Annotated in this window: 11 protein-coding genes; 5 read left to right on the forward strand and 6 right to left on the reverse strand. The window is 60.2% G+C overall.

All coding sequences use genetic code 11. The features are described from left to right. Window positions 1–4 precede the first annotated feature (4 nt). Window positions 5–784 carry an SDR family oxidoreductase gene (locus tag ACJJVH_RS18265; RefSeq protein WP_412065629.1) on the reverse strand — a complete coding sequence of 260 codons (780 nt, stop codon included), beginning with the start codon at window positions 782–784 and terminating at the stop codon, window positions 5–7. 169 nt (window positions 785–953) lie between these two features. Between ACJJVH_RS18265 and ACJJVH_RS18270 the strand changes: the two genes are divergently transcribed. The 5 genes from ACJJVH_RS18270 (at window position 954) to ACJJVH_RS18290 (ending at window position 7393) form a co-directional block, all read left to right on the forward strand. Further along, window positions 954–2057: an NAD(P)-dependent alcohol dehydrogenase gene (locus ACJJVH_RS18270; protein WP_412065630.1), complete on the forward strand. Its 1104-nt coding sequence runs from the start codon at window positions 954–956 to the stop codon at window positions 2055–2057. Between the two features lie 31 nt (window positions 2058–2088). Continuing rightward, window positions 2089–3687 (forward strand): bifunctional 3-(3-hydroxy-phenyl)propionate/3-hydroxycinnamic acid hydroxylase, encoded by a 1599-nt coding sequence (locus tag ACJJVH_RS18275; RefSeq protein ID WP_412065631.1) that lies wholly within the window; start codon window positions 2089–2091, stop codon window positions 3685–3687. After that, window positions 3684–4586 (forward strand): fumarylacetoacetate hydrolase family protein, encoded by a 903-nt coding sequence (locus tag ACJJVH_RS18280; protein WP_412065632.1) that lies wholly within the window; start codon window positions 3684–3686, stop codon window positions 4584–4586. Before ACJJVH_RS18275 ends, ACJJVH_RS18280 begins: the two co-directional genes overlap by 4 nt. 25 nt (window positions 4587–4611) lie before the next feature. Next, window positions 4612–5835, forward strand: a complete 1224-nt coding sequence (locus ACJJVH_RS18285) for an MFS transporter (RefSeq protein WP_412065633.1) — start codon at window positions 4612–4614, stop codon at window positions 5833–5835. A 178-nt stretch (window positions 5836–6013) separates the two neighbouring features. Beyond that, window positions 6014–7393, forward strand: a complete 1380-nt coding sequence (locus ACJJVH_RS18290) for an aldehyde dehydrogenase family protein (protein ID WP_412065634.1) — start codon at window positions 6014–6016, stop codon at window positions 7391–7393. A gap of 222 nt (window positions 7394–7615) precedes the next feature. Here the strand turns inward: ACJJVH_RS18290 and ACJJVH_RS18295 are convergent, their stop codons facing one another. Genes ACJJVH_RS18295 through ACJJVH_RS18315 form a run of 5 tightly spaced genes read right to left on the reverse strand, consistent with a single transcriptional unit; the run spans window position 7616 to window position 12421 of the window. Then, on the reverse strand, window positions 7616–8467 hold the full coding sequence (locus tag ACJJVH_RS18295) for a TonB family protein (RefSeq protein WP_412065635.1): 852 nt from the start codon (window positions 8465–8467) through the stop codon (window positions 7616–7618). Window positions 8468–8511: 44 nt separating this feature from the next. After that, window positions 8512–9006 carry a TonB system transport protein ExbD gene (gene exbD, locus ACJJVH_RS18300; RefSeq protein WP_412065636.1) on the reverse strand — a complete coding sequence of 165 codons (495 nt, stop codon included), beginning with the start codon at window positions 9004–9006 and terminating at the stop codon, window positions 8512–8514. 5 nt (window positions 9007–9011) lie between these two features. Continuing rightward, a complete protein-coding gene (gene exbB, locus ACJJVH_RS18305) occupies window positions 9012–10208 on the reverse strand; it encodes a tonB-system energizer ExbB (protein ID WP_412065637.1) in 1197 nt (398 codons plus the stop codon). A gap of 28 nt (window positions 10209–10236) precedes the next feature. Further along, complete coding sequence (locus ACJJVH_RS18310) at window positions 10237–10719, reverse strand: RrF2 family transcriptional regulator (protein ID WP_412065638.1); 483 nt, start codon at window positions 10717–10719, stop codon at window positions 10237–10239. Between the two features lie 25 nt (window positions 10720–10744). Next, window positions 10745–12421 (reverse strand): cyclic peptide export ABC transporter, encoded by a 1677-nt coding sequence (locus ACJJVH_RS18315; RefSeq protein WP_412065639.1) that lies wholly within the window; start codon window positions 12419–12421, stop codon window positions 10745–10747. Between the last annotated feature and the right edge of the window lie 5 nt (window positions 12422–12426).

Genomic DNA, 12426 nt, shown 5'->3' on the forward strand with positions numbered 1-12426 from the left:
TCCTTTAAACGAGGGCTGGATACGATCCGCCATCCAGGTGCAGGTTCTGCCCCGAGATGTATCCAGCCAAATCACTGCAGAGGAACGCGCAGGCCGCGCCGAACTCCTCCGGACGGCCGAGACGCCGCGCCGCAATGCTTTCAACCTGGTTGGCGCGAGCCTCATCAAAGGTTATGTTTTCGCGCTTGGCGGCCGCATGGGCCATGAAAACCTGACGCTCGGTATCGATGCGTTCCGGAAGCAGGTTGTTGATCGTCACGTTGTATCGAGCGACGTCGAGAGATACCGCCTTCATTGCCGCAGTCAAGCCTGCTCGCGGCGCGGCCGAAAGGCTCATATGCGGCCTTGGCGTCGTCACCATCGCTGACGTGATATTGATGATGCGTCCGAAACGCCGTTCCTTCATACCCGGAAGCAATGCACCCATCAGGAGAAGTGGCGCGGTCATATTGCGTTCGACGCCCGCTGCCCAGTCCGCTTCCTCCACGTCAAGGAAGGCGCGTGGGGTGGGTCCCGCGCTATTATTGATGAGAATGTCAGCGTTTGGCATCGCCTCGATCAACGCTTTGCGTCCTTCAGTCGTCGTCACATCACAACAGACGCCTTGGGCTCTTGCGTTGTCGAGACGATTGATGTCGCCCACTGTCGCTTCGACATCTGCTGCGGTCCTGCCAGTAATCAATACCCGGACCCCCTCGGCGGCCAGTGCTGTGGCACAAGCGCGACCAAGGCCGCGGCTTGATCCACAAATTATGGCGCTGCGGCCATCTATCCCCAGGTTCATATTCTCGCCTTCTCCTTACGTCGACATTCTTTTGTCGTGTCGATCGACAAGAAGACATAAAACCGAAGGCAATGCAATAATGATCGATTATTTACTGTTGCAACAAAAATGATCGATCTATATGGTCGCCGTAAATGAGATGGCGGCTTGATCCGGGAGGAGTCGGATTATGGAAATATTGGCTGCAGTGTCGCGTGCGATCGCGGTGCCGATGCAATTGGAGCGCATCCAGCTTGCGGAGCCGCAGGATGACGAAGTGCTGGTGCGTTTGGTGGCGACGGGCATTTGTCACACCGATATGGCGATGCGCGATCACAAGATTTATCCGATTCCGCATCCCGCAGTGTTCGGGCACGAAGGCGGCGGAGTGGTCGAGCGCGTCGGACGCAGCGTAACGACGGTCAAGCCGGGCGACCATGTCGTGCTGAGCTTTGGCTTCTGTGGCCATTGCGTTGCCTGCGACGATCACCATCCGAGCTATTGCACGCATTTCGACAACTTCAATTTCCATGGTACAAAGGGCGACGGATCGACCCCGCTTTCACAGGACGGCAAGCCGATCTCCTTCTTCCAGGCTCAGTCCTCGTTCGCGACCCATACGGTTTGCAACGAGCGCCACGTCGTCTCTGTGCCGAAAGACGTTCCACTCGACCTGCTATGCCCGCTTGGCTGCGCAGTGCAGACGGGGGCGGGTGGGGTGATCAATTCGCTCGATATGAAATTTGGCCAGTCGATCGCAGTTTTTGGCACTGGTTCAGTTGGGCTTTCCGCTCTCATGGCTGCAAAGATGATCGGTGCATCGGAGATCATTGCGATCGATCGAAACCCGGAGCGCCTCGCTCTCGCCAGGGAACTTGGTGCGACCGCGACGATCGACACACGAAGTGAGCCGCTGGTGGCGACCGTCCGCCGGATTGTTCCGGGCGGCGTTGACCTTACGTTCGAGACGACTGCCAACATGGCTCTTCTGAAGCAGGCTACACAAGTGCTCGCCCGTCGTGGAACCTGTGGTTTCGTCGGCGGCATACCGGCGGGCACCGAGGTGACGCTTGATGTCGAATGGATGATGACTGGTGGACGGACCTTCCGCGGCATCATCCTCGGGGATAGCGATCCCAAGTCCTTTCTTCCCAAGATGGCCAGAGCGATCGCCAATGGTTCATTTCCCATCGACAAAATTATCACCCGGTACCCGTTCGAGCGGATCAATGATGCGATCCACGACAGCGAAACGGGCAAGTCGATCAAGGCGGTCCTGGAATTTGCTGCTTAGACAGCCTGAATTACGAAGGTGAGGAGACCCCGTGGAAAAACTGACCTATGACGTCGCGATTATCGGTTACGGGCCTGTTGGAGCACTTCTCGCCAACATGCTGGGCCAGGATGGAATCTCGGTGCTCGCAGTCGATCGGATGGCCGACATCTATGACAAGCCGAGAGCGATCAACATCGATCACGAGGTGATGCGGGCACTGCAGGCGGTCGGGTTGGCGAATGAGATCGAGCCAAGGACAATTTCTCACCCTGGTACCGATTTCATCGGAATGAACGACCGCCTGATCAAGGCGTTCGAGCCGCCAGTGAAGCCATACCCCCTGTATTGGTCGCCGAACCTCATGTTCATCCAGCCGGAGTTCGAGCCGGTTCTTCGGAAAGGCGCCGAGCGCTTCGCCAACGTCTCGGTGCGCTTGAGCACGACTTTCGTGGAGGCCATGCAGGACGCGTGCGGCGTCGACGTGTTGCTCGAGCAGGACGGCAAGCGCGATATCGTCAGGGCGCGATATGTGATCGGGTGCGATGGCGGCGCGAGCCCGATTAGAAAGCAGCTCGGCCTAACGCAAGAGAGCCTCGACTTCGATGAATGGTGGACCGTCATCGATGCATGGCAGACGAAGCCGACCGCTCTGCCTCGACGGACGACGCAGTATTGCCTGCCCACCGGACCGGCGACTTACGTTGTTGGCCCGAAGACGCTGCGTCGCTGGGAAATAAAGCTAATGCCGGGCGAAACCCCGGACGATTTCGCCGATAACGAGCATGTCCGAAAGAGGCTGTCAGCCTACGTCGACCCGGATGCGATCGATCTCTGGCGGGTGGCGACCTATCGGTTTCATGCGCTGGTCGCGCATGACTGGCAGGTCGGTCGAATCTTCCTCGCCGGCGACGCGGCTCATCAGATGCCGCCGTTCATGGCTCAAGGTCTGTGTTCCGGATTTCGCGATGCGATCAATCTGAACTGGAAGCTCAGTGGCGTCCTTCGTGGGCGTTATGACGAGGCCCTGCTTTCGACCTACGAAGAGGAGCGGAAACCTCACATCCGGCAGCTCGTCGCGACCGCGAAAAACCTCGGTGAGATAATCGGCGAGCTCGACGTGGACAAGGCACGAGTTCGTGACCAGATTCTGGGAGATGAGCTGGACTCGGGTAAAGCAATCACGCTCCGCCAGCGGCTGATCCCTGATCTTACGGCAGGCATTATCGCTCGATCGGCATCCGGCCAGCCAGCAGTCGCTGCCGGCACGCTTTTCCCTCAGCCGGAGGTGCAGACTGCGGTCCACGACTGCGTCCTCCTTGATGACATCATCGGCGAGGAATTCGCGGTAATCGCGAAGAAGGGCAGTGTGATCACGCTGCCAAATGGCTCTCCTCACTTCGGGGTACATGAAGTCGTGCCTGCCGGTGTCGTTCCTCGCGAGCCAGACGAGTTTGTTGACCTAACCGGAACGCTCGCAGCCTGGATGGATGCGAACGGCTCAATCGCAGTGATCGTTCGTCCCGACAAATATGTCTACGGGATCGCAACAACCGAGGACGAACTTGCACGAATGTTGCGGGATCTCAGTGCAGCGGTTCCTGCAGTCTCCCAAGAAGAGAAGTGGCCACGAGAAAGGATGGTTCGATGAAATTCGCCGTCGCTACAACTTCGAACGGCCAGGTGCCGGTCGCCGCCGCTGGCGATGAACTCGTTGTACTGTCCGAAAGGTTCAGGGGTCTCAGCGATATCATCGAGGGAGGAAAGGGGGCGATGGAGATCGTCGCCGGGATACTCGCGAGCAAGCAGGCGCAACGTATGCCGCTCCACGAAGCAGTCTTCTCTTCCCCGATTACCCGGTTTCGGCGCGACGTCCTCTGCACGGGGTGGAACTACTGGGATCATTTCGAAGAAGGTAAGGAAATGCGGGCACAACAAGAGCGCCCAAAAGCTCCAACCTTCTTCACCAAGAGCCCGGACACGGTCTGCGGTCCGAACGATCCGATAGCGATCGATGAGAAGATCTCGCCGACATGGGACTACGAGGTTGAAGTCGCGCTCGTCTTCGGCAAGAACGGCCGATCAATCTCTCGCACTCGAGCCCTCGACCATGTCTTTGGCTACCTTCTCGCCAATGACGTGTCTCAGCGAGATCTCCAGCGTCGTCATGGCGGCCAGTGGATGAAAGGCAAAAGCATCGATGGAACGATGCCGCTCGGTCCATTCCTGGTAACCGCCGATGAGTTCGATCCCCAGGACGAGACGATCGAGCTGCTGCTCAATGGACAAGTCATGCAATCAGCAAGCACCCGTCAGATGGCATTCTCCATTCCCGATCTGATCGCCGAGATTTCGCTCGGAATGACGGTGCGCGCAGGAGACGTCCTGCTGACTGGAACCCCCAGCGGCGTCGGTCAGTCCCGCAAACCACCGGTGTTTCTGAAGGACGGTGACGAGGTGATCGTTCGCTCGAAGAGCCTCGGACAACAGAAAAACTTCGTGAGGCAGAGTGATCTATACGGCGGAACGGATCTCGTCATCGAACTATGAATCTGTCCTTTGGGAGGAGGATATTATGAACAACAAATGGACTGTTTTGGTCGGGTGCGCGATCGCCCTGACGCTATCGTTTGCCCCGGTCTATCTCTTCACACTCGGCGTATTTTCGAAGTCGATGATAACAGAGTTTGGCTGGAGCAGAACGCAGGTCTCAGCGGGCTTCTCCGTAGCCCAGTTCTCGGTTGGCCTCTTCTCGCTCTTTGCAGGCGTGGCGGTCGATCGTATTGGCAATAGGCATGTCATGCTGTTTGCCGCAATCGCGCTACCCATCGTGCTTGCGGCTTTCAGCCTGGTTTCGTCTTTCATGCTCTACGTCGTGCTGGCCTTCCTGATCGGTGGTGTCGGAAGCGCTTCCAATCCTCCCGCCGTGCTTTCGGTGCTGCCGAGATGGTTCGATCGAAACCTCGGTCTTGCCCTCTCAATAGCATCACTCGGGATCGGCATTGGCGGAACGTTGATGCCAATGGCAGCGGGCGTCGCAAATCTCCACCTCGGCTGGCGTGGTGGTTTTGCCGTCGTCGCGGCCTTGGTTGGCGTCGTTGGCGTGCTTAACACGGTCCTGCTGGTGCGCGACAAGCCCCAGGTTCAGCCCACCACCGCAAAACAAGTCGGCCGCCCGGCGGAAGAGACAGGTGTCAACTTTCAGGCGTGCTTGCGGCGCATGGATTATTGGGTGATCGTCTTCGCCTTTGCTGTAATCGGTGCAGTGTACTGGGGTACCACCTCGCAGTTTGGCCCTATCATGGGCGACCGGGGGATGACGCCTCTGGAAACCGCATCTGCACTGTCCGCCATGGGCATCTCCGTCATCGTCGGGCGCGCATTGGGCGGAGTCTTGCTCGATCGTATTTCCTGCTACCTGATCGGTTTTCTCTTTTTCCTCTCAGCCTCCGCCGGCGCGATGTTGCTGATGGTGTCGTCGTTTGATGGCTCGGCGTTCGCGGCCACTGTCCTCCTGGGTCTTGCCTTGGGTGGAGAGGGCGATGTGATGGCTTACATGCTCCGGAAGCGATACGGGCAACGAAACTACGGCAAGATCTTTGGTCTCTGCTTTGGGATCTTCAATTTCGGTGGTCTGCTTGGCCCACTGGTTCTCGGCAGGGCCTTTGACCTTTGGCACTCCTATGACAACGCCGGAATAGCTTTCGGCATTGGCGGCGCATTGGCTGCGCTTCTGCTGTTTCTTGTCAGCACTTCGCGTGGCGTAGAACGGCAATGGGAGCATGTGGATGCAGCATAGTCGATCGTGGCGCCGATGCATGGCGCGTCTGTATCCTTAAGATCCGGAGCCAACGATGTCTGATCTATCGAATGATCTCTCGCAACTGTCTCGAGGCACTCGAACCTACCTGGAAACACCTCCGGGAATCCTGGTCGGCGGGGAATGGACACGACCACAGGGTCGAGGAACCATCAGATTGACCGATCCGACGTCCGGACGTGAAATCTCCTCGCTTGTCGCGGGCGATGCTAGTGACGTCGACACCGCCGTGGCCGCCGCAAAGCTGGCATTCGAGACGACCTGGGGCCGTTTCGGACCGTTCGAGCGGGAGCGATGCCTGGCGTTACTTGCGGATCTCGTGGAGATGAACGCTGACCTTTTGGTGGAGCTGGAAACCTTGGATGTCGGCATGCCTCTCAGCGTTGCCCGTCATCTCAATGTCCACGGAACGGCCCGGTGCATTCGCTATATGGCGGGATGGCCGAGTAAAATCTCGGGCAGGACGGTCGATGTAGGCTTACCTATTCCTGATTCTGAATTCTTTGGCTTCACGCGGAAAGAGCCAGTGGGCGTCGTCGGAGCTATCGTTCCTTGGAACGCGCCCCTGATGCTGGCTGCCTGGAAGATTGCCCCGGCACTGGCTGCAGGATGTACGATCGTGTTGAAACCATCGGAGGATGCTTGTCTCTCCGTGCTCGCTCTCGCAGGTCTTGCTCGAGAGGCCGGCATTCCAGACGGCGTGATCAATGTTGTGACCGGTACGGGACGTCAGGCAGGAGAGGCACTGGTGCGCCATCCTGATGTATCGAAGATCTCCTTCACGGGTTCCACAGCAACTGGCGTAATGCTGGCGCGCACGGCAGCAGCGGGCTTGAAGAAAGTCAGCCTGGAACTCGGAGGGAAGTCTCCGCAGATCCTGTTTGGAGATGCCGATTTCGACTGGTGTCTTCCTTTGATCGCGAATTCGATCTTTCTGAATTCCGGGCAGGTTTGCGTGGCGGGTTCCAGGTTGTACGTCGAGCGCAAGGGGCTCGATCAGGCAATCGATGGGCTAACGCGGTACGCTCGGTCACTCAGGGTCGGCCCGAGCCTTGCTGCTGAAACTGAAATAGGCCCCCTGATCAATGCACGTCAGAAATCAAAGGTCATGGGCTTTCTTAAGCAAGCGCGGTCGGAAGGGGCGGATTTCGAGGACGATCCAGATATAGATAGTGCCGGGCATTTTGTTCGACCGACGATCGTATTTAATGCGTCGCAGCAGATGAGCATCGTCAGGGAAGAGGTCTTTGGGCCGGTGCTGCCCATCGTTCCCTTCGACGACTTTGATGAGGCGATTCACCTCGCGAATGACAGCGCATTCGGCCTCTCTTCTTGCATATGGACGAATGACCTGCGGACCGCTCACCGTCTCATTCCACGCATCAAATCGGGCAGGGTCGCAGTCAACACCGATCCGCTACCTTATCCGTCATTGCCCGAGGGTGGGCGCAAAGCTTCCGGTTACGGCCGTGATCTCGGAGAGGAGGCGATCGAAGGCTATTTGGAAACGAAGGCGGTATTGATCAGGTCGGCGTAACTATCCAACGCGGTATCGGCAATATCCGTGTTGGAAACCCGTCATTCGTTCGATGAGCCGTGGATCATATCCAGTCGGTGCTCGTCATGAGCAGCATGCGTTCAGGGATGGTGAAGGTGACGCCATCGAGTTCGAACAGCGGGGAGCTCGAAGACAGGCTTGCAGGCGGCTCCGGAGAAAAGGTCCTTGGTACAAGTTTCAGGATCGGGTTCATGATGTTTACTAGCGGTCAAACCGGACAGGTACTGTCAGCGGGATGGAATTGCCGCCAGCCATTCCAGGAGGCGGAGCAGGAAGCGGGCTTGCCCGCTTCGGCAGCGTGACGGCCTCCGCATCGAGAGCGGGATCGCCGGACGAAACGATGAGACGTGCCGACAGCACCCGGCCAGAACGGTCCATCGTGAAGGCCACTGAGGCTGTGCCATGGCCGGAGGCGCTGGAGGGATAGCGTTTATAGCGATTGAGACGAGCCGACACCAGGCCCTTCCAGGTCGCCGGCGACACCGAACGAGCGTTGGATGCACCGGAGGCAGGCGCCGCGGCCGTATCGGCACGGTCCGCCTTTGCAGTCGGCGGCGCGCTCGTCTGCTTCTGCGGCGGCTTGTCGGGATTGATCGGCTTCTTGCGCTCGGCCTCGTGCTTTTTTGGTGAGGACTTTTGCTTGACTTGAGGCTTGTGTGCCGGTGTCGGCATCTGCGCCAGCACCGCCTCGGCATTGTCTTTTTCCGGAAGCGCAGGAACCTTGACTTCGGGCTCCGGTACGGGCTCGACCGGTTCCGGGCTGACTTCCTCAGCTTGCGCCATCGGCTGGACCGGAGTGGTATCCGGCTCGACCGGATCGACGGTGTCGGGTGACTCGACCGGTTGCGCCTCGACCATCTGCGGGCCGGGAGCGATGTCCTGCGGCGGGGCTTCCGGCGCGACGGCGACGGGCGCGAGGTCGATCATGACGGCGGGCGGCGATCCGTTCGGCATGGCGTCTGCGGGATGCCATTCGAGTGCGGCCCAGGCGCCGACGCCATGGACGGCCAAGACGACGGCCGCGGCCAGCCCCCAGCGCAGGACAGGCAGCACGCGGGATCCGCTCTTCCCCGGCTGTCGCGGCTCGCTCCCGGCCCTCATGGTCGGGCAGTTCCCGGTACTGCGACGGAGCCATCGGTTGTCGGGGCGCTGGTATCAGTCGTGCCTACCTGCCCGGTATCCTCCAGTCCCACCAAGGCGATCTTCAGATAGCCGGCGTCGCGCAGCAGGTTCATGACCTTCATCAACTCGCCGTAGGAGACGGCCTGGTCGGCGCGAAGGAAGATGCGCTGCTCGCGGTCGTTGCTGGTACGCTGATCGAGCGTGGCCTGCAGTGCATTCCTCGCAAGAGGATCGTCGCCGAGCGTCAGCGACAAGTCGTTCCTGACCGTCAGGAAGATCGGCTTATCCGGCCTTGGCTGCTGCTTCGCATTGGAGACCGGCAGATCGACGGCGACGTCGACGGTCGAGAGCGGAGCGGCCACCATGAATATGATCAGCAGCACCAGGATGACGTCGATGAAGGGCGTGACGTTGATGTCGGAGACCTCGCCGAGATCGCCGTCCTGCGGTTCTTTGAGGGAAACAGCCATAGTCGTCAGCCCGCCATGCCGGAAGCGATGCGACCGGCTTGCGCCGGTGTGGCTGCACCGGAATCATTCCGGATACCTTGTTCGCGCACCTGTCGCTCCAGATCGCGCGACAGATGCTGAAGCACCTCGCCGGAGGCGTCCGCCAGCAGGGCACGATAGCCGGCGATGGCGCGGGCGAAGACGTTGTAAATGATGACGGCCGGGATGGCGGCGACGAGACCGATGGCGGTCGCCAGCAGCGCCTCGGCAATGCCCGGCGCGACCACGGCGAGGTTCGTGGTGTGCGACTGGCTGATGCCGATGAACGAATTCATGATGCCCCAGACGGTGCCGAACAGGCCGACGAAGGGGGCGGTCGAACCGATGGTGGCAAGGAGCCCAGTGCCGCGTGCCATGGAGCGACCGGCGCGGGCCTCGATCCGCGACAGGGCGATGGCCACGCGCTCCTTCACACCTTCGCCGGAAAGATTGGAGGAGCGCGTCGTCTCGCGTAGCGCCGCCTCCACCAGATCGGCGACCGGACCGCGCCTTGTCGATGCCCCTTGAATCTCGCGGGCGGCGGCGGAGAGCGTGTCGGCGCGCTCCAGCTTTCGGGAGGCACTTCTCGCCCTGCGCCTGGCGCCAGCCAGCTCAAGCCCCTTCGCCAGCCAGATCGTCCACGTCACCAGAGAGGCCAGCGCCAGCCCCGACATCACCACCTTCACGATGATGCTGGCATTCACGAACATCGACCAGGGCGACAGGTCCTGAGGAAGGGAAGCGGCGGTGGCAGCCTGGCCTTGCCGTCCAGCCGCGGCATCGGCTGCGGATGTGGCGACCGCCTGATCAGAAGCACCGGATACAGATGCCGGCGCCGCCTCCGCCGCGACAGGCTTATCGTTCGCGGCAGCACCTTCGGAAGCGACCGGTTCGGCATTGCCATGACCTTCGCTTGCCGGCACAGGCACGGCAGTGGGGGTATTCGTGGTCACGACTGGCATGGCTGCCAATGGCTGCGCGACCGGCAGAACCGCCTGCGAATAATCGGTAGAGGCTCTCAGGGCGGGAGCAGGTAGAGACGTCTGCCCGTTCTCCTGTGCAGCCGCCGAGGTTGCGAGCAGAGCCAAAGCCAAGATCACGCCCGCCACACCTTTCCGAGCACGGTTATGAACGTCATCGAGCGCCAGCGGCAAGGTGACATCGGTCCGATCGGAGATACGCATCGTTCAACTCTTTCTGTTCTTGGCCGCGCTATAGCGTCAGCGCGGCGGCACTTTGTTGCGCGGCGATCGCCGCATAGGGACATGTGAAAGCGGTGCCGGGTTGACGGGCATGCGCCAGGCAGACCGAACCGTGGCGGGCGAGATCGCCGATCGTCATGCCGTCGAGGGCATGGACGAAGGTCGACGTTGCGCCGGCGAAGGCGGCGTCGATAGGATCGGGTAAACTGAAAGCGGTCGGCGTCGTCCCAATCAGATTTGTTTCGGTGACGCGCACCACATCGCCCAGGCTGATGGCGTTTGCCGGACGTGTCAGCCGGATCCCGCCGCGCCGGCCTTGCTTCGTTTGCAACAGTCCACCGCGCATCAGCATATGGACGATACCGGCGGCGCGCATGAGGGAGGTCCTGGCGGCTTTGGCTGCATCCGCCGTCTGGATCAGCGATTGTGGGTGGCGGGCGCATTCGGCGAGAATCAGGATTGCCAGCCGGGTTTGTCGGTTGAGTTTCAGCATACCGATATCCTCTTTGCCGTCGTCATTACGCCCCTCCCTCGATCAGCGCCGGCTGCTGCACGCGATGGTCCTCGACGATGCGGCCGTCGGCCATGCGCACGATGCGGTCGGCGACATGGAAGTAGCGGTCGTCATGGGAAATCACGATCAGCGTCCGGCCCATGGCTTTCAGCTCGGGAAGCAGCTCCTCGTAGAAAACGCGGCGGAAGTCCGGATCCTGGTCGGCGGCCCATTCGTCGGTGACGATGACCGGCCGCTGCTCCAGCCAGGCCTGGACGAGAGCGAGCCGCTTGCGCTGGCCGGTCGAAAGGTCCGTCGTCGTGAAGCGGTCGCCGTCGAGCTTCACCTTATGGGCGATGCCCAGCCGCTGCAGATGCGGTCCCGCCGCTTCCGGCAGGGTGCCGTAGACGAGGTCGTCGAACAGGTAGTAGTCGGAGAAGATCGTCGAGAAAAGCTGGCGATAGCGGTCGCGGTCCTCCGGCTTCACCACCATGCCGTCGTGCAGAAGCAGGCCTTGCTGCGGCATGTACAGACCGAGCAGCAGCTTGATCAGCGTCGTCTTGCCCGAGCCGTTCTCGCCGACGATGAACAGCAATTCGCCGGCGCGGATGGTGAAGTCGATGGGCCCCAGCACGAAGGGCGCGATATCGCCCTTGGCGGAAAAGGCATAGGTGACGCCGCGCAGCTCGATCGAACCGATCGAGTTATGTGGTCGCTGGTCAAGCGCGGGAGCCCCAATGATAAGGTCTGGCTCGTGCTCCGCAAGATTGACGGAAAGCTCGGCGATCCGCTGAAAAGAGATTCGGGCTTGATCGAAGGCTGGCAAAGCGGCTGCAAGCTGTGCCACAGGCCCCTTGAGATAAAGCAGAACGATGACAGCGCCGCTGATGGCGCTGCCATTAATGGCGAATAGGCCTTTCCAGGCGAGAAGCATTCCGATGATGATGAAGAAGATCCCGGAACCGGCGGCATCCGCGATCCAGAACAGGCGCATTGCTCGGCTCTTGAACGTGGCAATACGATCTGCTGCCCCGGTCAGTAGAACGCCGTATATACGAACACGACGTGGGCGACTGATCTTGAGTTCCTTCGCTCCATCGGTGATCGCCCGGTACTGCTTGTGCAATTCATCCTGGGCGTTACGCACGTTTTCGTAATCGCGAATCCATCCGCGTTTTGCCACGATGTTGATTACCACGCCGAGCAGCAGGGCCCCGACGGCTAGGACGAAGACAACGGCGGAAAGGATCCACAAATAAGCGAAGCCGCCGATCGTGATTGCCAGGGCGATCGCATAGCCGGACATGTTGAATGTGAACACGCTGACGGTGTCGACGTCTGCGGTTAATACAGCCATCAGACGGGCGGGACGACTTGCCTCGAGAGTAGCGATCGGAGCCTGGAGGATACGCGCCGATATATCCTTTCGCAGCGAGGCGATGAGTTTTTGTCCGACGATGCTATTGATGGAGCCGGCAATCGCGGTGCCACCCACGCTTATGGCACACAAGGCGGCAAAGCCGAATGCGGACTGCCAGCCAAAGCCTGCTGGACGGTGAAGTTCGTCGTTGATGACGGCGAGAAGCCATGCCGTCGCTAGTCCGCTCACCACACCGGTGCAGGCGCCGAAGAGGCCCAGAGCCGTGAATGGCCGAAGCAAACGTAATGTCTCGGCCATGATGCCTTGCGACCTTTGAACCATCACCG

It is taken from the genome of Rhizobium sp. SYY.PMSO (genome assembly GCF_046840415.1).
In the GTDB taxonomy this organism is placed as follows: Bacteria; Pseudomonadota; Alphaproteobacteria; order Rhizobiales; family Rhizobiaceae; genus Rhizobium.

Bases quoted from the DNA above. Each gene is read 5' to 3' on its own strand.
- ACJJVH_RS18285 (WP_412065633.1), top strand. From the start codon at position 4,612: ATGAACAACAAATGGACTGTTTTGGTCGGGTGCGCGATCGCCCTGACG.
- exbB (WP_412065637.1), bottom strand. From the start codon at position 10,208: ATGCGTATCTCCGATCGGACCGATGTCACCTTGCCGCTGGCGCTCGAT.
- ACJJVH_RS18280 (WP_412065632.1), top strand. From the start codon at position 3,684: ATGAAATTCGCCGTCGCTACAACTTCGAACGGCCAGGTGCCGGTCGCC.
- ACJJVH_RS18315 (WP_412065639.1), bottom strand. From the start codon at position 12,421: ATGGTTCAAAGGTCGCAAGGCATCATGGCCGAGACATTACGTTTGCTT.
- ACJJVH_RS18270 (WP_412065630.1), top strand. From the start codon at position 954: ATGGAAATATTGGCTGCAGTGTCGCGTGCGATCGCGGTGCCGATGCAA.
- ACJJVH_RS18265 (WP_412065629.1), bottom strand. From the start codon at position 784: ATGAACCTGGGGATAGATGGCCGCAGCGCCATAATTTGTGGATCAAGC.
- exbD (WP_412065636.1), bottom strand. From the start codon at position 9,006: ATGGCTGTTTCCCTCAAAGAACCGCAGGACGGCGATCTCGGCGAGGTC.
- ACJJVH_RS18310 (WP_412065638.1), bottom strand. From the start codon at position 10,719: ATGCTGAAACTCAACCGACAAACCCGGCTGGCAATCCTGATTCTCGCC.